Here is a 21,353-nt window from a genome sequence, read left to right on the forward strand (position 1 = left end):
GGATCAATTACCTAAGTCTATTCCCACAAATATCCTTTGTAGTTATAGGGTAGAAATACTTAAACTGTGTTTTATCAGTTACTAAGCCACCAGAAATAGTTTTACCAATGGTGCCATCAATATTGTTTCCACCATTACTTTCACCTTGTAAGATGATACCTAAAGAGTCAATCTTACTGGTTAAAGTTCTTAGATACCCCTTATTTACACCATTAAAAATTAAACCTATTTGTTTAGTATCCTGATTGAAGTACAAGCCATATCTAAAATTCGTTAGTTCATAAGGGAAGTTATAAACAAAGGGATAGTAAGTTGAAGCTTCCTTATCAATAATCTCAATCTTAAATTGAAATCCTGTTGATGGTGATGCATTTGATAAAGTTGTAATAATGTGAACACTTTTGCGATTGTTAGAAGTTCCAACAATCATAGATCCTAAACTTAATTTAGAGTTTGAACTCAAGGTTGAATAAGGAAAACTGTTAATTTTATATTCAAATGCATACACGCCGCTATCTTGCAATACAACATCCCCTTGAAGGTCAGCTTCTTTTGAATTGTCTGCATTATTCCAAGCAACGATATCATTTATAAATTTTGAACTTCCAGCAACATATAATTTAGAATCATTTGAAGTATTGTTTCTAGCTAAAACTTTATAGCCATAGCTCTGGCCATCTAATATTGGAAATTTTTCAGGAACTCTGCCCCCAAGAATATAGTTAGAAATTTCTGAAGGAGTAGCATCTAAATTATAAGCACAAAGTGGAAATGCACTTGTTAATGTAGGAATACTAAATAATGCCCCTAAAATTAGCTTTTTCACGTTATTTTCCTTTTTTGTAATTGAGCATCCATTATAAACTTTTTTAAATAAAATTGTGTGAAATCAGATAAGTAAGGGTTAAAAAGCCTTAGTTATTTAAATATTTCTTGTGTGAATTAAAGAAATCAAAAAACCACCCGAAGGTGGCAAGTAAGAACTGATCATTAAAGTTAAGGATTAATAAAATAGAAATACAAAATAAGCGTGGCTAGCAAAAGGCTCGCAAGTGCTAGATAAAATCCTACTGTATTAAAGCTCTTAACAAATTTAACTACTTCCATATTTTTCAACCTTTTGGAATTTACAAGAATTGTCAGTTACTCTGAAAAATATGTGAACCACCTCACGATAAAAGTATTATTTTGCCCGACCAACAGCATTTTTAGTCTTTAACTTTTTATAGGCTTCTTCGAGGAATAAATCATCCAAAGCAAAGATACAATCGTTAAAGATATGTGGACCAATTGGTAAATCATTGTGCTCGGCATAAACGTTAATACTCTGTTGATCGATCGATAACGGCATACCCTGCTCATATCGTCTAGATCTGCAAATCGTACTAAATGCCAGTAAGATTGATTCAGCGGCATAGGATGATTCTGGCGGCTCAGGAATATGACCACCTAAAAATTTGATTTGTTCGATTTCGTGCGGCGATTTCGATGCGTACGTTTTTTGGTACTTGTAGAGTTCAATGACTTTCCCAGGATAATGGCCTTATCTTTATCTGCATCCTCTTGGATCTTCTGAGCTTCAGTTTTAATGAATAACCAGATCGCAACTCCGATGTCACCAAGATTAAATAGCTTAGATGCATTCTCGGCTGTATAGGGCATATCAGTCTCTATAGTCTTACTATCCACCACTTCGGCAAATACTACACCTTTCCAGTCTTCAATCAGATGTGCTGCACAAGCATCCATTAACAACTCATGATAAAGCTTGTCAGCAGGATCAGTAGTCATTACGTCATAGCCTTTGGATGTGATTTGATTGCCTGCTCGCTCCATCGCAACCTGAAAAGGTTTATACGCAATTCCACGGATCTTGAATTCAGCCTGAACCTCACCTTCAGCATTTTTGAACTGGCACCATTTAGACACCTCTGAACTTTTTACAATACCGACTTTTAACGCCATAGTGACCTCTAAAATTTAAGCAATAAAAAAAGCCCATGGCATACCACAGGCTCTATATTTGAATGTTTTTAATTACACCAGTGCTCGTACAATAGTTGGGCTAGTACGCACCTGAGCAAAGTTGATATCAACAGTGATGATGTCATCACCACCGCCGTCAGGGTGATTGGCTTCCATTACTTCGAGCTGTGGGAAATTCAACGAATATTTACTGCCTTTGCTGTCAGTAATATCAAAGCCCAAGGTGAATACATCACGTGTTTTGATTGCATCAATCCAAGCCGCAGATGTGGCTGAGAACATAAAACTCGCACTTACATCAATATCCATCATTTTCTCTAAATAAAACTCAGGAGTGTATTTGCCAGATCCAATACAACGGATTGCCTCAAGGTTATTATTAAAGGTAATGGTGAGTGACTGCAGACAAGCTTTACCTTGCGTCGATTGACCGTTAATCAATAACTTTTCAACATTCGGCATGCTGACCACTGGGCGGCTTGAAGCAGCTACAGGATTCACAACAGGATTAATTTGCTGACGGGTAAATGAACTACCGACCAGACCAAAGTTACCAGTGATCTTGCCTGTGGTCTGAATGGTGATTTCACCCGTATTGACCTGTACACCGCGATAGATAAAGACTTGCCCAACATCTTCATAGACCTTAACCAAGGTCAGTGATTTACGTACACCACCACCAAAACTTAAGGAATTTGCTGCCCAGTTATTAAAGGCCAGCACACTCAGAAATAAATCAAAGGTACCAAGTGATAGTTCAAATTCCAGTTGGCCAGTCACTTCAGCTTCTGTTACCGAAGCACCCTGACGGAAGCGAGAATCTACAACCTCATTACTTTGTTCTGTTGAAACGTTTTCAGATAATCCATCCGTTACACGGCGAACGGTGTACCAAACTGGATTTGCTGGAGTTGTACCGAACACTGCTTCTTCACAAGCATATAATCGGATTTTTGCGCCTGAACTCATTTATTGTTCTCCAATATTTAGGCATTAAAAAACCCGCTGTTTAGGCGGGCTTTTAAAGTGATTTGTTTGATGATTCATCTGTGATTTCGGGCGGTTCAATACCTGCCATTGCAGCAGCTACTGCCTGAGCTAAGTTGGTAGGCTGAAAGTCAATTGGTGTTTCAACAAATGAGATATCCTCAGGCTCTGGATCTAGTTCCTCGTGTAAGCGGATATCAATCCAACGGCCTGCTGGAATTTCCAGTGGATTTTCTAGATCAGCAACAACCGCCGCAAGTTCAAAATCAAACTTACGCTTGTAGGTTTTAATAGAAATATCACCGTTTTCCAATGTGTCAAAGACAACAGCAATAACTGTATTTCCATTCGCGTCTTTTGGTACTTCGATATACCAGCCCTCTTGTGCAAACCCCAGTGAGCCTTTAAGCAGATAATCTCCCACGTCAACTTTCTGGAACTCTATTGGCTGAGCTTTTGCATCTTCATTGAGTTCAATATGATCTTTAAAAAGTTGAACTACTGGAGATGCAGATTTTAAAAATCCATTTGCATCAACCGATGTATTAAAGCTTGTTTTTACATGCCCCCATGCGGACCATAAGTCGGAACCAACACCATAACGATATGAAAGTTGTGGGCCAGTAACCGCCTTGAACATTTGCCAAGAATAAGTTCCATATGAGTTTGATCCAAGATATCCAAATACTGAACCATATCGGGAAGGCATATTCAGTGGGTTACTAGTATTCCCATTTTGCCAATCTCCATTTGAAACAAAAGAGAACCTATTATCACCAAGAACAGATATCCAATTTAAAGTAGTCGTTTTATCAAATAAATCTCTAACAGTTCCCGAAGAGAAACCTCCTACACAAATATCTCCAAGACCTAGATTTAATCTTGCTGAGGCTGTAGTGTTTCCTCCTGTTCCACCCTGAGAAGTTGAAAGTGCTGTTGTTAAGCCTTTCAACTCCGTAATGTCTGAATTGACGCCACTCGCTGCTGCACCTAAATTTGACCGCGCATCCGCCGCAGTAGTTGCACCTGTTCCACCTTGTCCAACAACAGCAGTACCCTGAACCTGCCCAAAACTTGGAGTCAAATTGGGAATACCTGAGGCAAACGGCAACATAAATTGACGATTACCTTGTGCAGAATTAAAGGGGTAAGGTCGATGATCCCAATTAAATTTAATAACAAGATTGGCCATTAGGTTGTCACCCCCTCAATAACTTGAAACATCAAAGTCTCAGAATGCTGAGTAACTCCACCAACAACGGCTTTAATATCCATTTGACACAAACCGAGTGACCAAAGTGCTGTACTGGCACTAGATTTAACATTAAGCCAGCCCTTTTGATTTGCTTGGTTTAATGCCGTACATGTTAGTGCAGCTACAGCCGTACCATCTGCCAATGATTTAATTTGAGATGAAAATACAAATCCAGTTAAATCAATTGCACGGCGCACATCATCAGGTGGAAATTGCAAAGCATCATCTGTGTCAACAAGCTGCAGATTTAAATTGAAGGTGTCACCGCGCTTAAAAACAAAATTGCTCATAAGTGATTCCTATAGACATAAAAAAACCACCGATGAGGTGGTAAGGGATTAAAAATTTTTAAACTGGTTTAATTGATTTTATAGCCAATCGATACGTTGTACTGGATGAAATCGCTATCCTTACCAGCATTGATTGCCTGCCCCTGCAGACACTCCAAATGCTCAATACTGAAATACTCAAAGTGACCAAGCAAAGCATCACTTAAAACAGTTAACTCTTTCTCTCCTGTATGCGGCCTAGCAAAGCATTGAATCATGATATTCCCTGTACGTCGTGTGCATGGCTGATCGGCAATACCCGAAATAAAGCTTGATCCACCCGCAATCGTTAATCGGCACCACAAGCCATTTTCAGGCACTCTAAAATCAGGGGTATTAGGATACTGGATTCGCGTTTGATCAATGCCAGTGAAGCCTTGCATGCGTGCAATGATGGCTTGTCTTGCCTGTTCAAGTGTCATAGCCATTTTAGCCACCGTACTTTTGGGAGATAAAGTTAAATGTCGTACTGACCATGCCGTTTGGTGCTTGACCAGACCAACCATTTTCTAGGCGTTCGATATATGGCGAATTGTTCTGTAGATAGATAACTGAGCCAAGCCTTGCTTTTTGCGAGAAGAACACAAAAGCTTTATTAATCGTGCCTTGTCCAGTTGGGTCTTTTTGATTCTTATCGAAAGTTTTGTCAGGTTCATCTGATGCAATCCAGTTACCACGTGCTGCACCCTCATCAACTGGAGTGCCAACAACAACTCCCTGGATCAGATCCATACCAATATCTTGAATTAACTTATCACCGTCATGTTTTACCTTGATTGCAAAATCAGACGGTCTTTTACCTTTCCAAGCCATAATATTTTGCCCATAAAAAAACCCACTTATGTGGGCTTATACTTATAAAATTCGATGTTCATCAGCGAGTTTTTCTATCTCAGGTTTGATTTCTTCACTATATAATTTATAACTTTCTGCTGCGGCATAGTAGTGAGAACTAGCCCGATTTTCGTCATTTATTAGCCCGGGCAAATCGCCGTGAGCATTTGAATCAAGTTTACATTGCTCTAAATTCTGAGTTGTTTGGACCAAAACTACTACCCTTACAAGAAACTGTATTTGTTTCTGAACCAAGTCAATACAGACTTTATGAAACTCCCTATTTTTAAAATTCTTGGCGGATTCAACCAAGTTATCAAAATGATGATAAGTTCTGCCAAATAAATCGCCTACTTTTTTGTCATATTCAATAAGCTCTGCTTTACTAAAGCCTATACTATGATACCCCGTTATAAAATCTTCAATATCATCGACTTCCCTATTGATTCCTTTTGTTTCTTTAAGGAGTTTAATAACTTCCTTTTCATTCCGAACGGCACTATGCTGCTCACTCCAATGACTAAATAATACAAAAGCAGTAACTGGAGCCAAAAACGAAGCGGTAATAGTTAATCCGTCTTTAAATATCTCATATATTTTAGGTAATCCAACCGATGTACTTAACCAACTTGTTTCAAGTAGAAACCCAATAATTCCATAAAGAATAAAAAAGATAATGACACCAAAGATAGTATCCTTAATCTTATTTTCCAAAGTCTTTTTAACCATACCGCCCCCTTTTTTTAAAGGCGGATATTAGACCAAGTTATTAAACCTTTCTCAACTGACAGATCCAAATAGCACCTACTGGATCCTTAGAAATATTGATCACACGATATAAGCAACCTTTTATAATCCACTCATCATTTATAGCTGGTTCTGCTGATACTTCATTCTGCAGAACAACCGCTTTGTTATCTGTCGCCGGTATTCCTAAATTTGCAATGTCATAGGACTTATACTGCCCAAAAAGAACCCCTCGGCCAGAATAAGAAATCTTTTCCTCATCATACGTTTCATGTACCGGGTCAAAGTTCTTTTTAATGATCCGCTCACACGAAAAAGTTTGAACAGCATCTGCTAGATCCTCATCTAATGCCTCGGCAATGTCTGCCTGCAGTTCGTCACGTAAGCCCATTAAACCCTCCTAACAAAGAACACTGCAGAGCGTTTAGTAAATGGTTTAATCAGATCCAGAATATATTGCTCAGTTGCATTCAGCTTTAGGGATCCTTCCTGGTATTCCTTTTCTGATTCAAGTGTATCGGCCTTAACCTTTTTACGTTTTAAGGCCTGTTCCTGCCCTTGATAGAGCTCACCTTTCATGATGCCCTTGATGATCTCGTATGAGGCTGTTTTTAATGCCTTGGGCACCAGTGTCACATCCTCATAAGGTTTCACGTTACGGGCGATAAGATAGGTCTCTGCCTTTTGAAGATAATCGGCCTTATCACTGGAAGATAAAGCATCAAAGCCTTGTACATGTTCAATCGCTTCTTGTTCAGTGATAAAGCTCATGGATTATTCCTTAGGCTCTTGTGGGATAAGTGCGAGTAAATCGTCTTTACGGGTAACGCCGTCAAATGAAATGCCTTTTTCGGTCAATACAGCTTTGATTTCATCAACCTTTAAGGATGAATAATCAACAGATGTAGGACCATCTAAAGGATCAGGTGTTCCCTTACCTTCATTCAGTTCTGCAATACGTGCTTTCATTGCATTAGGATCATTCATGAATGCAATAAACTCACCTTTTACGCCAGCCAATTGCTCTTCAAGTTCATTAACTTTTTGTTGTGTCATTTGTCGTTCTCGTGCTCGGTTAAATGATGAAAGTCCCATGTGAGGATCTCCAAAAAAAGATAAAGGCGGTATTACCCGCCTTTTAGTTATTTGACCTTATGTTTAAACGCCACAATACGAATCTGCTTTGGATCGTATACGCGTTCCCAGTTACTTTCTGTTGAAAGGCCGCTGTTATTTGGGGCAACTCCCATTGCTCCCGACCACTTGATACCACGAGGATGTAGAACAAAATGACGGCGGTTAATCAGGATGTCAGAACCAGCTAAACTGTCACGATCTGTCTCAACACCAATTGGCGCTCCAATATCCTGAAAACCAATTGCACCTTGGCCAAACAGGAACGATGTAAATACATCACCATCAACAGGCATACCGTCATCGACAATGACACGGCGATCCATAAAGGTTTTATAAAGCACCACACCATCTGCATCACGAACGGTTTCGATCAGACCCTGTTTCGCCAATGCAGCCATCGTTGCTGAATGCATGGCAATTGCTGTTAATTTATCAACCGCATCGCCCAACTTATAAGAAGCATCGATAAAAGAAACACCATCAATTACTGCAGCAGCACCGGCACCAGCGGAAATATCATGGGTATTACTGGCCATGCTTGCAGAACCGAACACGCCTTTAAGCGTATTCACAGTGAAACCTTGGAACTCGCGTGCCCAGTAATCTGCAACAAGATCACCAACGGCACCCAAGGGATCATCACCAGACAATGCTTTGGCTAGGTCATTGGCACCCCAGGCTTTACCACGAGCATGTAAAATCGCAATATCCTGTCCCGCTGCAATGTTATTCACAGTTAAGGCCTGATTATCTGATAGGACCTCAGACTCACCGTCTAAGTCGTTCCAGAATGGAATATTCACAGTAGAGCCGCCTTGGGTACCGAATGCCACCTCGACATCCAGTTCACCAACAATACCCGACTGCCATAAAGCAGATTTCTTGGTAGTTTTGTTTAAAACGTACTGAGTGAATAACTCAGGTACGATTACATCAGCAATTTTTGTTTCAGCCATGTGGTCTTCTCCTTAAAGTTTAATACCATGTTTTGCAGCAAGCTCTTTAGCTAACTGCGGATTTTCATTTCGTAATTGAGCAAGTTTGGTGAGGTTCACCGAGCCATCAGGTTTAGTGATATCGACCTGAGTTTTTGTATTTGTGCTACCTGGTGAACCCGAACCATTTGCTTTTGGCCAGAAATAAGGTTTTTGCTCGCGTAAGGTTTCAACCCATTCCTTAGGAGACAATGGTGTCTTGCCATCCTTCCCAATGACGACATCGCCATGTGCATCAATTGCGACAGCCTTGCCGTCTTCATCGAGTACAAATTTAGATTGGGCAAGGAATGCGATATCTGCAGTTGCTTCAGGTAAGGCTTCAAGCTCTACTGCTGCTTGAACAATTTGGCCTTGGACGACAGATTGTTTGAACTTATTGGCATAAGCTTCAGCCTTATCCGCACGTTCTTTTTCAGCATTCAGTAACTTGTCATGTTGTTCACGCATCTTCTCGGTACGCTTTTGAATGACTTCACTGACTTTGCCTTCAGCAATTAATTTCGCATCTTCATCGAGCTCCAGTTGGGCAAACAGCTTTTTGACAATTTCAGGATCAATCCCTTCAAACTGTTTTTGTAACTTCTGGAGTTCTTGCTTCGCATTCTTGGCGGCATCACGCTCGCTTTGTAATGCAGTCTTCAGACCTTTAGGATCTTCGTAACCATCCAGATCAAGGCGAAACTTCCCGTCCTCCTCGACGTATAAGCCACGATGTTCCTCTTTGATTTGGTCCAGTGAATCCACAATAAATGGCAATGACATGTTCAAACCTCTCGTTTGATTAGGTTGAGCCTTTTCTCAAGGCAATAAAAAACCGCCCGAAGGCGGTGTGTAAGTAAATGCGATTATTTCAGCGCTAAAATAATCGCGATAATAATGAGTCCTATGACTAATCCAAAATTGGTAATTGCCTGCATTAGTCCTGCTCGATCGGCACCTTTCTCACTCATTTTTCCATCTACCTTTAACTCGGATTTTGATGTATTCTTATGCATAGAGATATTTCTCCTTAACTTTCACCGGTTGAGTTGATTTGAAAACCTCAGTGTTAGCGCACTGGGGTTTTTGCTTTATTGAGCTAGCATATTTCTTTGCTAAGCGATTGTTTAGACGGAACTAGTTCCTATCAATTTGAATATTTACATATCTAAAAAGTCCTCAAGAATTTTGTTCCATAACTTTTTTCAGGCACTAAAAAAGCCGACTTGTTGGGAGTCGGCTTCGCTTGAAAAAATAATAAATCATGTCAATAGGGTTGAAAAGACCTACAGGGGGTAAATAAGTTTGAGTGTTTAAAATACCAGCAATTAAAACAACACAAGTATCTGTTATTTAAACAAAAAAATTTGTTTTAGATTTAATTTTATTTTCAACAAAAGTTTCACCCGCTTAATAAACCAACCCTTAGATCTATTTGGGTTTTGAATCTTTCTAGTCATAAATATGCTTTAAAACGTCTTCATCATCATATGAACTAGGATATTCACTAGATCTAGATGACTCTTGCATTCTCATTTGACGTTCAAATCTTTCTGTCTCAAGCCTAGCATTCTCGTTGTCGATTGCACGTTGCTGATCTTTTCTGGCTTTCTCAGCTGCTTCTTGTTGCAATTTTACTTGTTGCTCTGCTTCCATCTCTGCCATTTTTTGCGTATGTTGTTGAAATTGCTGTTGCTTCTCTAGCTCTCTCTTCAACCTATCATGATTAGATTTCCATATAACCCCATACATGAATATAAAACTTATACCCAGAATAATGTACGTTTTATTCATTAGCTATTGTCATTCCCCAGATAACAAAAACAAATCTTTGTAAAATCAAATGAGCGTTATGATTTACTTTGTTTGGATTATAGCGATAGAGAATTAAAGTTTAGAAAAAACAGATGAATGGAGATACTAAAGCTGAGCTATTTGAAATACTTGTCTATATCCATCCTTTCACCCGTATATTATAGCCACCAGTTATTTGATATAAAAAATGCACTACATAGGTAGTGCATCTAAAGAACTTATCAAAAATTAGCTATTAATCCAGCTCTCCTTTTTCTCCGGTTCCCAAACAATCTTCACATTGTCCACCATCCATTGCATCGATACCAGTACCACTGCAAGACTCACAATCGTTAGGGCTGTAATCAGGATATGGTTCCTCTTCTTCTAAATCATCGTCCAAATCATCATTTAAATTATTCATTTTAGTTCCTTATACCAAAACACCTTTCGACATTAAAGGCATGTTTATAATAAACATTTATTATTTTTTTGGAAGCATTCAACTCAAAACCAAAAAAAGAAAAAGACCCACTAATAACATATATGTCAGCGGGACTTCTTGTGCCGAAATACGCTCGGCAAGTTAACTCGAATTGCGCTAATACGATTGAGGATAAAAAACCTCCCGAAGGAGATTAGTATTTCTATCCTTTAAATTGTATTACCGCAAATATCTGTTGTCCCAGAAGGATAAGACTGAGTGAATTGAGTTCGATCTGTAATCAATTACAGATCGAACTCAATAGCAAATAAAGATCAAAATTTTTCATTTAAAACATTAATCAGATTCTTGGGTCTTGACTATTACGCTCGTAAACACATATCTATCGGGTCGATCGATCTCAGACACATCAGTAAAGTTCAGGTAAATATCACGAATATTTACCCCTGTCTCAATCTCAAACTTATTAACTAATTCTGCAATCTGATTAGTCAAAACCTTTTCTAACTCTTCCTTACGCGTCCTGCATTCGCAAATTGATACCTTTAACATAGTAAATACCTCTACGTTTGTTAAATTCCAAGCTCCTTAAATTTTAGCTCATCTAGCTTTCTAAGATGTTCTAGTGTGTAAAGCTGCCCTTCTGGGTCAAAGAACTTATCAAAATCAAACTTCCCCTCCTTATAGAGCTTGTACCGTTTTGGCCCTAGCCATTCCTTTTGAAAGAAATCATCTGTTTTCTTAAAGAACGCTTTGAATGTTATGTTTGCATCAATTTGGCCGATCAGTTTCTCGCGTTCATCTTTTGGAATGTCCTTAACTTTCCGCTCATCCATCACGAATGGACGTTGGCCAACCAACAGACCATCTTTATCGACGGGCACCAAAATACTACGACAATTAGGATGCAACGGCGGTACGCGCTTTGCAGGATCATGGATCTCCCAGACAGTACCATCTAGAGCCGCACAAAGCTTTGATGTTCTCCCATCCAAGGTAGCAACCAGCTTTACGTATTCAAAACCGAGCTGATTAAAACTATCTTGGTAAGCCTGATTTGCTACATGGCTGCGTACTGTTCTCACCGTACGCTCAATATCAGCTTTGGAAGTACTTAGAAACCCATCCTCATAATTCTGGCGTTTGGTACCACGGATCCGCTGAATGATTTCCTGATTGGTCTTTCCGCTGCTTATGCCGTCTCGAATTGCATACTCAACCTTCTGCCGTGCACTTTCAGCAATCTTCAACAGCAGATCATCGACCAGCGCACCGCCTACCAGTGGCGTTTTCTTGGCTGAAGAATAAAGCTTATTTCCGTTCTGCTTTTTGATCTTGCCACCGTAAAGTCTGGCAGTGTAACTCGCCTCATATACAGCCAAAGCTGCAGCTGATACGGCGAATACGTCAGGAATGGATGTACTTAAACTGGCGAACCACTGAGAAATAAGATCTCGGATTTCTTTCAGGTTATTTGTGGTGTATCGGCCACCAGCTAAGGCTACCTTCTCCGCATCATTTAACTCATCTAGCAGGTCCCGAAGCTTTGAAAGCATTTGGTCTGATTCTGAATTAAATAATCTGGTTAATTCATTTACCGATTGAGATGATGCTCGATACAAATAGGCCTGATGCTGGGTAAGTATCTCAATCAGATTTTTTTGATTATTTGAAGCCATTTAGCCCCCTTATAACGGCAGGCTATCCCGCTCTTCTTCAACACGTAGCAGCTCATCCTGATAATCATGCGATGGCAATTTACCGGTAGCGATATATTCCCAGTATGTTCTGAATGAATTTTTTCCCTGCAGTGCACCTTCATAAAGTTGCTTGGCCAGATTGATATCATATTGCTGAACAACAAATTCAGGCTCAACCGTAAAAGCATATTTAGATGGATCTAGCTTTAACCACTGTGCTGCATATTTAATAGCTTGTTCGATGGCTTCAGCAGCACACATCACGATGCTGTGTAAGCTTGCATGTTGATCATCCTGACGTGCACGGCGGGCTTCACCAGATTCCTGAGTATTGGTATCAATGACCTTAGCCCCAGCTTCCAGTGCTGAATTTTTCTGGGCATCCATTTCCTTTTTGGTCATATCAATCCCATCACCTGAGATCTCTAAATACCCGCAAGTCGATTCCTTAGGTAAATCCCAAACAGCCATTACGCCAGTCACACTGATATCCGAATCATCATCCAAACCACTGATCCATGGTTGCGGATGAGCTGTATGATGCAAAGACTGGAAATAATCTGCACTCAACTGGTAATACTTCAGTGCAGCTTTAGCCATTGTCAGTAATGGTACCGAACCCACATCAGGTGAATTACCTGTGGTACCGCAGAATACAAACGGCGTAAAAGAAAGTTGGTTACCGCCTAGATCAGGTGTTTTGTCCTCAGGTATTGCTCCATCAAATAACCGAACCGTTAAAGCGCCGTCTTGCATGGACAATACTCGGTGCACGGTTTTAGTTTCATGCCCGAACTCATCCTCGCTATTATCAAACTGCTCCTCTAGCACCAACAGCTTTAAATCCTTTCTGCCACCAATACTGTTCTCTTTCCAGTTGATAATCGATAAAGCATCATACAAAGCAAAGTACGGGACACCGTCAGCATCTACATCTACCAATAAGCCACAACGCCCATATTCAAGCAGTTCAAAGGAAATTCGAATAAAAAGTTGCTTAAGTCCAAATCCATCATTGGTGGCGTTATTAATCAATCCAGTGAGAAGATTACTTTCTATCACAATGTTCGGTTCAAGTTTTGATACCAATCCAATCATCGTACGTAACGAATCCTGAACCCATAGCGGATACTGAGCACGGTTCACATAAGCTTTATAGATATCACCTGCAGCATCTCCCTGCTTCTCTGCTTCGATCATGCCCGCAGACTTAGAAAGGTATTTTGTCGTGGCTTGCTTAATTTCTTCCTCACCAGCAACAGCATCACGCATCATCTGCCAGCTTTTTTGTGCAGCAACATACTGCGGATGTTTATCAGTAACTGCCATAAAAACACCATAAAAAAAGCACCTGTAAAGGTGCATTGGTTAAGCCATTCCTCGGATCCTGCGCATTCCTGCTGACTTTTTGTCGATCGGGAATAAATATGCGATTGGATATGTACCTGCATCATTCATGTGGTCAAAGCCTGACTTCTTATCTGGCTGGCCATAATCATCATAGATCTGACGTTCCAGACATTTAGCGAAGTGTGGGCACTTGGTTACGTTTACGAATAAGCGACGCTCAGACAAGGTATTGCAGAGCATGCCATTCATTGAATTGATTCGATCCTTCACAGCTGGGTTTCTGCTGTTGACATGGACCTTAAAGCCAGCCTTTCTGAGTAACGCCAGATCCGTTTCACTGGCATTGCTAGACTTACGGTTTTCACCTGAAGCATCGGGATAAATAGCAATCTCATGATCAGGATAGCGTTCCTGTATTGCCTCAATCATTGCGGGTGTATCAAACAGATTCACAAACTCATCAACCGCATGCATCTGCTCACCACGGCGAACATAGACAACAGCTGCCATCTTAGTAACGTTAAAGTCCATTCCGATGTGTAGTACATCATTCGGCTTAACCGTTTCATTTGATGCGCTTAACGTTCGATTAAAGCAATAGAAAATAACGCCTTGATAACTCTCAAAACTTGCCTCGTATTCCTGACTGAAGGTCTTTGGATCCATCTTGCGTTTAGCAACAATGATTTCAGATTCAGGAATATTCCCGCCTTGAAGTGAGGTATATGAGAAGCTTCTACAATCAGGCTCATGTCCGGGCTGACCATCCATGAATGTGTCATAACAATGGTTAAAGCCTTTAGGCGTACCAATCCTCAAAACGTTACCACCAACCCGCTGATCGCCGTTGACCACATATTTACAGGTCGAAAGCATTGGGCGAAGTACTTCTTCCCATGCTGCCCATTTACAGTCGGCCCATTCATCAATAATTAAGAAGAATAAGCCAGATCCACGAAGGTCGTCATAGTTGTCCAAACCAACCACACGGATAACATGGCCACTTCTAAGCGTAATTGAACACTCGGTCTCATTGGGCTTGCCTACTCGCCATGATGCAGGAATTGCCTGTTTTAATCGTTTCCAGAAAACCCGCTTAGCTTGCTTGAATGTAGGTGCTGCATACCAAATCTCATCTTCAACTGAGACTTTCCATTGAGCGGCAAGTCTAGCAGCTCTACGCATTTCAGCTTTGGCTAAGAAGGTTTTACCAAAACGGCGGCCACAAACTGCATCACGAAACCGTGCTTCTTTTTGCCAGCCCCATAAATAGATATTGGCTTGCTTAGGCGTTAATTGAACTGAACCCTCAGGAGGATTAAAGAATTGGCTCATCTGGTATCTCCTCATCAGGATTCAAAACAAGTTTGTAATCCTCATCAGGTGGTCGATGCTCTGGTGGATTCACTTCTCGCTGGAGCTTTTGCAGTTCTAACTTTTTAATCTCAAGTTCTACATCAGCCTTTGTCTGGCCTTCCTCACCGCCGTTACTTTTAGTTGGATGACCACCCTTCTTGTCATAAAACCCTTTCATGATCTTTTGCATCTGCTCAACAATCTGAAGCGTCATCCTGACGTTATTCTTTTTTGACCAAAGCAGATCGTTCAGAATCTTCAACTGAACAATGTCATTTGCCCCACTAATCTTACTCAGTGGTTGTTTTAGGTAATCATTCCTAGTTGCCTCAAATACATCCCTAAATTCTTTCCTTAAATCTCTACCTGCAACCTTATTAGGGTCATAGGCTTCAACTTGCTGCGGTGACACATCGATGTTGAATGTTTCCTTGATGTCCTTAACAACTTCAGTGGGTGTCATGAATTGCGCAAGTGACCGAACTATAAAGAGTTGCTCGGCTTTTTTGAGCTTTGCCATAATTCAAAATCCATCAAGGCTCATCAAGGAAACATGGCAAAAAAAATGAGCCAAACGGCTCAACTTATTAAACATGTCCCACAGCACTTGGAAATATTTACATCATTTACAAACGGCGCTTGTTTCGCTACTTCAACAAGTCGCTTAACGTTTTCGCTTGCTCCCCATCGTTTGACCACACCCACAAATTCTTCAACATCATGGCCCGCTAAATAGTGTTTCGGCAGTCCTGTCATATCGCTATAGATCGGCTCACCATCTTCAGGATCACGCTCCACACCGATGTGATACAGCTCATGTTCGATCAATGCACAAAAGTCTCGATCTGAAGCTTGCTCGCAAAAACTGGCATCTATGGTGATCAGGTAAATAGGAACATAACCGAACCAATCCCGCATTTGCTGCTCTTGTCTTGCCTTACGCCATCCACCAACGTTGAACATCACCTTTTCACACTGACCAAGCACCATTTGCTTTTTAACCGTACAAGCCTGTGAAGCCCATGCAAATGCCAAAAACTCACCATTGTCATGAAGCAGCTCGGCAATATGATCATGATCAGGATTGTAAAGTTCAGCTTCAGCAGTGAGATAATTAGCAATCACCCATTCTTTTAAATCTGGTGCTGGTGCCAGTCGGATTGCTTCTTCTTCCTCGGCTTGATCCAAAAGCTCAGTCGGTGGGAATGGTCGAATCTGATTCATGTTCTAGCCTCTTTAATTCATCCTTAATCCAATGAATGACACAACCCGATAAAATAGAATCCGGATGAAAACGTTCAATCTTTAAACCTAGTTCTTCAACTTGATCGTATCGATCTAAACTCCATGCCTTAAATGCTAGCTTGCCACTACGTCCACCAGACCATGGCCCACCTTCAATTTCAATCAGCAGTCTTAATTTCACGATATGGAAATCAAAACGCCAGTGCTTTGTATGGATCGGCTGAAATTTACTTTCAAAACCAATTGCATGATCTGTTAATTCTTCTTTTAAGGTTTCATAGGCTTCTAAATAGTTCTGCTTTGCTTTTGGCAACGGCGAATTTCTTGGCTTTGTTTTATGTTCGTGTTTTCTTGTGAGTTCAAAATATTTTGAAGTGTCCATAAATATCACCCATTAAAAAACCACCCGAAGGTGGCATGTTTTCTAACCTAAATTGCTCTGAAAAACTCTATTGATTTTTTCTTTAACTTCTTGATTTAAGTTTGCTTTATAGATTAGAACAATTCTTGAATATTTGTGTTCATACGATGTTCTATCAAACTCTACACTACTTAGATAATAATCAATTTGATCTTTATCATTAATTGTTGAAAAGCCAAAGCCATTTTCGCCAACTCTAGCCTTTACATAATCACTAATTTGCATTTTTTATACTCAAGTTATTTGAGTTTTAAATATATCAAAAAACAATAACTTGATCTTTAAGTTTCAACATCAGCTCAGTCATTTCCCCATAAAGGGAAAAACCCGCTCTCGCGGGTTTTAATGCGCTCAATCCTGAAAAGTTTTGAGGCATCCAAATTTTGTGCTGCTTTACTAATTTGGCGGCGAAATCTAGTCACCTTCAAACAACTGGAGAACGATATGAAAGTTTTACAACTCACTATCTTCATTTTCTTAATATTGATTTCACAATCAGTGTACTAAGAAAATAGCAGCCTCACATGAGGTTGTTTCCATTAAAGAATATTGCAATTTAGCAATCAAATCAATAATCAAATCCCCACCCAAGGGAGGCCATCAAAGAAAACCTCCCGAAGGAGGTTCATTACTTATTTAGGATCAATTCTATCTTTTGCTGCTGCTAACCCTAACCTAAACCAGTCAGTTTTAAACTCTTCACTGAAATTTTCATTTTCCCAAGAGTCTTTCGATCTCAAGCTCAATAAACTTTCAAAAGGTTCATCGTATGGATTAGTAACATCTGGTCTTTCAAAATCTTTTACAAGAGTTTCAACACTATCAACATTAGCTATATAAAAATTGATTGTAAAACCAGAATCAACAATTTGAATTGACTCCTCCTCTATCTGAGACTCTTCTAAATCAATACCAGTTTCTTCTTGCAGTTCGCGAATGACTGCACTAATAGGATCAGATTCGTATGAACCACCAGGTAGATGATAGCCCTGACGCTCAACTTTCTTAAAACCAGATTTTCCACCTTGTCCTATGAGGATATTCTTCCCATCATAAACAATAAGATATGCTTTATTTGGCATAGATTTTCTCTTTTATTTATTAAATTATTAGGAGTTAAAGAGAAGTGACGTTTTTAGTAAATACGTCAAAGTTTTCATATCCAATTGTAGGCACAAATTCTACTTCTTTAATAGCGAGCGTTTCAAATTCAGCCAAAGCTCCCAATACAGGTTTTTTAGATGGGTTAAAAACATAATATAATTCTTGGCATTTCTTTATCACACCTGCTGCATCGATATCTTTATTTTCTGCCCTTACTGTGTCTTGATAAACTGAAATAAAGTCGTTCAAAGATACTTTGCTCATATCCACTATAGATCTATAAAGTACAAAAGCACTAACCTTATCGCATTTTGATTTTATTGCTGATGCACTTACTGAACGAGACCAACCAGCGAAATCTAGGCGGATCATTGATACACCTTCTAAAATAGCGCAGTATCTAAGAATTTTTTGCTCAGCCCCTACTGAAGATCCGAACAAAGTATTTACAAAACCTGACACTAGTGTGTTTACTGCTGATTTATTGTTCCCATCTATAAATCCATTAATTGATTCATTTATGACATTACTAATATTTTTAGCATCATCTGAAGTATATGCTTTAGTCTGGTAAATGAAGGATTGTATTGTTGATATAGGGAATGTTTTATCAGTACCTACACCCGCACCTAATAAATCAGTTTTTATTTTTTCTGCAAAATACTCAGCTTTGGCATCTGCAAGAGCCATTAAAGAATCCAAATGTGCACTACATTCTTCCTTTAATTGTCCTGAGATATCTTCCCCAATAATTGCTTTAGTTATTGCTGCCATTTTTATTATCCTCAATGATTTTTAGTAGTTTTATTTGTCATTTTTGACTTATATAAAATCACTTAATAGAAGATAAATTTCAAATCATTAATTGTATCTCAACACATAACTACAACACATTTTACTGACTTAAATGAGCAGTACCTCACAATTTAAACATTTTGTCACCATTATATTAGTCTCATAAAATTTAAAAGTTAATATTTCATTTATTATATAATTAAGTTTTCTAATCATAATAATTAAAACAACTAATAGTTAATATTATTTATACATTTTATTTTACACTCCTAAATATTAATTTACTATTAATAATAAAATTGCTTTTAAGTTTTTCTTTAATTAAAATTAATGTGCAGGAGCGAGGACTTCCCGATGGTTGTATTTATACTTCACAGGGTTCCTGCCGTTGGGTTTAATAGCTTAGCTAACCTGTTGCCACAACCTGTAACCAGCCAGTGGGCAGCCGAAAGAACGAAGGACGCCACCCCCAAAGACCCACCTCAAAGTGGGTCTTTACTTTTCAATATTGATTACTTCAAATTGATCCTCAATTTTCATTCCAATTTCAGCCAAGTTTAAATAATCATTAAATTCATCTGGCACAAGCTTCTTAGAATCACGAAATACCCACTTATCATTGATGAATATTCTTGGATTCTCTTCTCTTACGCTGATTAAAGGATCCGGGTAAGGTATTTCAAGTGATACCTCTAACACTGAGCCATCATTAATATTTTTTAAAGTAATTATTGTCATTACTCCCCCCAATATTGGAGACAAACTTATACCACAGAGTGCAAAAAAGCCCACCTTTCGATGAGCTTTTTAGTTAAATTCGCTTCAATATGACAGAAAAAATTTATTCTTTACACTTAATTTTCATATATGAAGCTTTTGTACTCACCGGAAGCATCATACCATTAGTGTAAACTTTTGAATCGCTGATAATATTGTCATTGCCATCCAACTCATTAAATCCTTTACCCTTGCAAAGTTCATCTGCTTTTTTAACAAGCTTTGCTCTCATCGCGTTATTTGAACCAAATATATTGCTTTGAGTATTGATCTGAAAGACCCCAGATCCAAAATCACCCACAGTGGGTGAAAGCATTTGCAAGCAGCCAGACAGCGAAAATGTTGTAGCTGTGATGAGTAAAATTAATTTAAGTTTTTTCATAGTTGTTTTAAAAATTCAATATCGTAATGATGCGTGATTTTATAAATTGTTAAATCAAATTCGTCAACAAAAAGCCCATCATTCGATAGGCTTTGTTATTTAGAAAATCAAATCCTGACTTCTATTCATTCCTTATTTAAGAAGTCTCTTGTCCACGTTAAGGTCTCTAGAGCCTCGGTATGTGGATGTGAGTAATCTTTTATCTCATGGTAACGCTCACCAAGTTCTTTTAAAAATTCTTCTTTGAATCCTGGATTCGTTTTGTCTAACGCTTTTGCGAAACTGGCCGTGATCGAAGCTATGATCAAATGTGTTTGATTGATCGGATTATCCTTAGTCATATCTATATCCTCTAATTATTATTAATTTAGATTATGACCGATTTTTACCAAACTTCAAAAAAAACCGCCAGCAGTGGCGGTTTGCTTAATCTCAGCAAATGCTAGATATAGGTAGGATTCGGAGGTTCCTATACCCATTGCAAAACTTAACTCTCAATTTCTCAACTATAACTCTGGAATTCCTGGCTTTTAAAATATGCTGCAATATCCATAGAAGATTTTGGCTTAGAGCGATGTTGTAATGATTTCAATATTTCTGAATCAAAATTTACATCATGTGGAATATCTTCAAGTTTAGGTGGCACTCTCTTGACCCCGCCTTCTGTAACTTTTTCAATGAGATTGGACAACCACATTACGAATTGATCTTTTTTTTCAGGGTTGGGAACAAGACTCAAAAAAACATTTAAATGATCGCTTGGTGGTTCTTCTTGCAACCCTCTTACAAAGTTAATGCGGCTATACATCAACCTTAGATCAGTATCTTTTAATTCTTCCCGCAGTACTTCGACAATTGAACTTAAGCATTCTTGAAGTGGCGCGCTAAATTTATTCTCACGATCAAAACGCTTATAGATATTGTCTGCAATACATAAATATTGTGGCATTACTCAAGCTCCGTTTTATAGTGAAAAAAGTATCTCTAATAAAATTATTAACTTAAAGTAAGAATTGTTTAACTCTTTGTAAACATTTTAATCTTTAATTACGTCAAATTTTATTAAGTATTTTTGATAAAATTTACGGTATAAAAAAACCTGTGGTATGGTGGGCATAAAAGAAAACCTCCCGAAGGAGGTTTATAAATCTTTCTACTATGGTTGTAAGTTTAAACCTAATGAATTCAGTAAATGATTGTACTGAAGTTCTTTTGATTGATTGGTAAAAAGAATTACTTCATAATCCTTTAAATTCATGTATTCTTTATTTCCATTATTAAGAAGTTGTCTTATAGAAATAATTACAGATCTAATAGAAACTTCATGCTCCCTATTGTGGGCAAGCAGATCACTCAAATCACTTGCTATTTTGTCTGGCAACCACAGAAAGCATTCTAAAGCCATTCTATTCAACTCTTCTTGGTCTTCAGGGAATCTTATCCAGTGTGCTAATAATTTAGCAACTAATTCTGCTTTTTTCTTGGCTTCCAATTGAAATTTAAAATCTTCTAGTTTTACTGCATATTCATGTTCGATAGATTTCGTGAGCCTTGAAATTAAAGCTTCCTTTGATAACATTAACAACCCAAGCACCATTACAACACTTACAGCAGAAACTCCAAATCCCTTTAAAATCTCGATTAACAAACTTTCCATATTTACCCCCAAAATATTGGAGATAAATTTATACCACAGAAAACAAAAAAGCCCACCTTTCGATGAACTTTAATT

Annotated in this window: 32 protein-coding genes; all 32 read right to left on the reverse strand. The window is 38.7% G+C overall.

Going from position 1 to position 21,353, the window contains the following annotated elements:
- Positions 1–7: 7 nt before the first annotated feature.
- Entirely contained in the window at positions 8–826 is an 819-nt protein-coding gene (locus F3J02_RS03665) for a DUF4882 family protein (RefSeq protein WP_167247716.1), read from the reverse strand.
- Between the two features lie 357 nt (positions 827–1,183).
- The gene (locus tag F3J02_RS03670) at positions 1,184–1,351 is read right to left on the reverse strand and encodes a hypothetical protein (protein WP_167247718.1); all 168 of its coding nucleotides are present in this window, start codon (positions 1,349–1,351) and stop codon (positions 1,184–1,186) included.
- Between the two features lie 98 nt (positions 1,352–1,449).
- Positions 1,450–1,965 carry a hypothetical protein gene (locus tag F3J02_RS03675; protein ID WP_167247720.1) on the reverse strand — a complete coding sequence of 172 codons (516 nt, stop codon included), beginning with the start codon at positions 1,963–1,965 and terminating at the stop codon, positions 1,450–1,452.
- A 72-nt stretch (positions 1,966–2,037) separates the two neighbouring features.
- Positions 2,038–2,955: a phage tail tube protein gene (locus tag F3J02_RS03680; protein ID WP_167247722.1), complete on the reverse strand. Its 918-nt coding sequence runs from the start codon at positions 2,953–2,955 to the stop codon at positions 2,038–2,040.
- Positions 2,956–3,007: 52 nt separating this feature from the next.
- The gene (locus F3J02_RS03685; RefSeq protein WP_167247724.1) at positions 3,008–4,165 is read right to left on the reverse strand and encodes a phage tail protein; all 1,158 of its coding nucleotides are present in this window, start codon (positions 4,163–4,165) and stop codon (positions 3,008–3,010) included.
- Complete coding sequence (locus F3J02_RS03690; protein ID WP_167247726.1) at positions 4,165–4,518, reverse strand: hypothetical protein; 354 nt, start codon at positions 4,516–4,518, stop codon at positions 4,165–4,167. Before F3J02_RS03690 ends, F3J02_RS03685 begins: the two co-directional genes overlap by 1 nt.
- 68 nt (positions 4,519–4,586) lie before the next feature.
- A complete protein-coding gene (locus tag F3J02_RS03695; RefSeq protein WP_167247729.1) occupies positions 4,587–4,985 on the reverse strand; it encodes a phage tail terminator-like protein in 399 nt (132 codons plus the stop codon).
- A gap of 1 nt (position 4,986) precedes the next feature.
- Positions 4,987–5,370 carry a hypothetical protein gene (locus F3J02_RS03700; protein ID WP_167247730.1) on the reverse strand — a complete coding sequence of 128 codons (384 nt, stop codon included), beginning with the start codon at positions 5,368–5,370 and terminating at the stop codon, positions 4,987–4,989.
- 42 nt (positions 5,371–5,412) lie between these two features.
- A complete protein-coding gene (locus F3J02_RS03705; protein ID WP_167247732.1) occupies positions 5,413–6,120 on the reverse strand; it encodes a hypothetical protein in 708 nt (235 codons plus the stop codon).
- Positions 6,121–6,160: 40 nt separating this feature from the next.
- Positions 6,161–6,529, reverse strand: a complete 369-nt coding sequence (locus tag F3J02_RS03710; RefSeq protein WP_167247734.1) for a glutamate 5-kinase — start codon at positions 6,527–6,529, stop codon at positions 6,161–6,163.
- Positions 6,529–6,909 carry a hypothetical protein gene (locus F3J02_RS03715; RefSeq protein WP_167247736.1) on the reverse strand — a complete coding sequence of 127 codons (381 nt, stop codon included), beginning with the start codon at positions 6,907–6,909 and terminating at the stop codon, positions 6,529–6,531. Before F3J02_RS03715 ends, F3J02_RS03710 begins: the two co-directional genes overlap by 1 nt.
- Positions 6,910–6,912: 3 nt before the next feature.
- Positions 6,913–7,233 (reverse strand): HeH/LEM domain-containing protein, encoded by a 321-nt coding sequence (locus F3J02_RS03720; RefSeq protein ID WP_167247738.1) that lies wholly within the window; start codon positions 7,231–7,233, stop codon positions 6,913–6,915.
- 47 nt (positions 7,234–7,280) lie between these two features.
- Positions 7,281–8,231 (reverse strand): major capsid protein, encoded by a 951-nt coding sequence (locus F3J02_RS03725; RefSeq protein ID WP_167247740.1) that lies wholly within the window; start codon positions 8,229–8,231, stop codon positions 7,281–7,283.
- Between the two features lie 12 nt (positions 8,232–8,243).
- A complete protein-coding gene (locus tag F3J02_RS03730; protein ID WP_167247742.1) occupies positions 8,244–9,035 on the reverse strand; it encodes a hypothetical protein in 792 nt (263 codons plus the stop codon).
- Positions 9,036–9,118: 83 nt separating this feature from the next.
- The gene (locus F3J02_RS03735) at positions 9,119–9,268 is read right to left on the reverse strand and encodes a hypothetical protein (RefSeq protein WP_167247743.1); all 150 of its coding nucleotides are present in this window, start codon (positions 9,266–9,268) and stop codon (positions 9,119–9,121) included.
- Positions 9,269–9,704: 436 nt separating this feature from the next.
- Complete coding sequence (locus F3J02_RS03740) at positions 9,705–10,046, reverse strand: hypothetical protein (protein WP_228284318.1); 342 nt, start codon at positions 10,044–10,046, stop codon at positions 9,705–9,707.
- A gap of 256 nt (positions 10,047–10,302) precedes the next feature.
- Positions 10,303–10,470, reverse strand: a complete 168-nt coding sequence (locus F3J02_RS03745; protein WP_167247744.1) for a hypothetical protein — start codon at positions 10,468–10,470, stop codon at positions 10,303–10,305.
- Positions 10,471–10,827: 357 nt separating this feature from the next.
- Entirely contained in the window at positions 10,828–11,043 is a 216-nt protein-coding gene (locus tag F3J02_RS18725; RefSeq protein ID WP_167247746.1) for a hypothetical protein, read from the reverse strand.
- Positions 11,044–11,063: 20 nt separating this feature from the next.
- On the reverse strand, positions 11,064–12,170 hold the full coding sequence (locus F3J02_RS03755) for a minor capsid protein (RefSeq protein WP_167247748.1): 1,107 nt from the start codon (positions 12,168–12,170) through the stop codon (positions 11,064–11,066).
- A 9-nt stretch (positions 12,171–12,179) separates the two neighbouring features.
- Positions 12,180–13,520 carry a DUF4055 domain-containing protein gene (locus F3J02_RS03760; protein ID WP_167247750.1) on the reverse strand — a complete coding sequence of 447 codons (1,341 nt, stop codon included), beginning with the start codon at positions 13,518–13,520 and terminating at the stop codon, positions 12,180–12,182.
- A 39-nt stretch (positions 13,521–13,559) separates the two neighbouring features.
- The gene (locus tag F3J02_RS03765; RefSeq protein WP_167247752.1) at positions 13,560–14,876 is read right to left on the reverse strand and encodes a terminase; all 1,317 of its coding nucleotides are present in this window, start codon (positions 14,874–14,876) and stop codon (positions 13,560–13,562) included.
- On the reverse strand, positions 14,860–15,417 hold the full coding sequence (locus F3J02_RS03770) for a DUF2280 domain-containing protein (RefSeq protein WP_167247754.1): 558 nt from the start codon (positions 15,415–15,417) through the stop codon (positions 14,860–14,862). The genes F3J02_RS03765 and F3J02_RS03770 overlap by 17 nt, the downstream gene beginning before the upstream one ends.
- Positions 15,418–15,476: 59 nt before the next feature.
- The gene (locus F3J02_RS03775; RefSeq protein ID WP_167247756.1) at positions 15,477–16,121 is read right to left on the reverse strand and encodes a putative metallopeptidase; all 645 of its coding nucleotides are present in this window, start codon (positions 16,119–16,121) and stop codon (positions 15,477–15,479) included.
- Positions 16,090–16,524: a hypothetical protein gene (locus tag F3J02_RS03780; protein ID WP_167247758.1), complete on the reverse strand. Its 435-nt coding sequence runs from the start codon at positions 16,522–16,524 to the stop codon at positions 16,090–16,092. The genes F3J02_RS03775 and F3J02_RS03780 overlap by 32 nt, the downstream gene beginning before the upstream one ends.
- 42 nt (positions 16,525–16,566) lie before the next feature.
- Positions 16,567–16,788 (reverse strand): hypothetical protein, encoded by a 222-nt coding sequence (locus F3J02_RS03785; protein WP_167247760.1) that lies wholly within the window; start codon positions 16,786–16,788, stop codon positions 16,567–16,569.
- Positions 16,789–17,195: 407 nt separating this feature from the next.
- On the reverse strand, positions 17,196–17,645 hold the full coding sequence (locus F3J02_RS03790) for an NUDIX hydrolase (protein WP_167247762.1): 450 nt from the start codon (positions 17,643–17,645) through the stop codon (positions 17,196–17,198).
- A gap of 34 nt (positions 17,646–17,679) precedes the next feature.
- On the reverse strand, positions 17,680–18,441 hold the full coding sequence (locus tag F3J02_RS03795) for a hypothetical protein (RefSeq protein ID WP_167247764.1): 762 nt from the start codon (positions 18,439–18,441) through the stop codon (positions 17,680–17,682).
- 516 nt (positions 18,442–18,957) lie between these two features.
- The gene (locus F3J02_RS03800; RefSeq protein ID WP_167247766.1) at positions 18,958–19,200 is read right to left on the reverse strand and encodes a hypothetical protein; all 243 of its coding nucleotides are present in this window, start codon (positions 19,198–19,200) and stop codon (positions 18,958–18,960) included.
- A gap of 103 nt (positions 19,201–19,303) precedes the next feature.
- Positions 19,304–19,621 (reverse strand): hypothetical protein, encoded by a 318-nt coding sequence (locus F3J02_RS03805; protein WP_167247768.1) that lies wholly within the window; start codon positions 19,619–19,621, stop codon positions 19,304–19,306.
- Between the two features lie 125 nt (positions 19,622–19,746).
- Positions 19,747–19,962 (reverse strand): hypothetical protein, encoded by a 216-nt coding sequence (locus F3J02_RS03810; protein WP_167247770.1) that lies wholly within the window; start codon positions 19,960–19,962, stop codon positions 19,747–19,749.
- A gap of 161 nt (positions 19,963–20,123) precedes the next feature.
- Entirely contained in the window at positions 20,124–20,570 is a 447-nt protein-coding gene (locus tag F3J02_RS03815) for a hypothetical protein (RefSeq protein WP_167247772.1), read from the reverse strand.
- 207 nt (positions 20,571–20,777) lie between these two features.
- Positions 20,778–21,278, reverse strand: a complete 501-nt coding sequence (locus F3J02_RS03820) for a hypothetical protein (protein ID WP_167247774.1) — start codon at positions 21,276–21,278, stop codon at positions 20,778–20,780.
- Positions 21,279–21,353: the final 75 nt, after the last annotated feature.

It is taken from the genome of Acinetobacter sp. Tr-809, from assembly GCF_011753255.1.
Lineage (GTDB): Bacteria > Pseudomonadota > Gammaproteobacteria > Pseudomonadales > Moraxellaceae > Acinetobacter.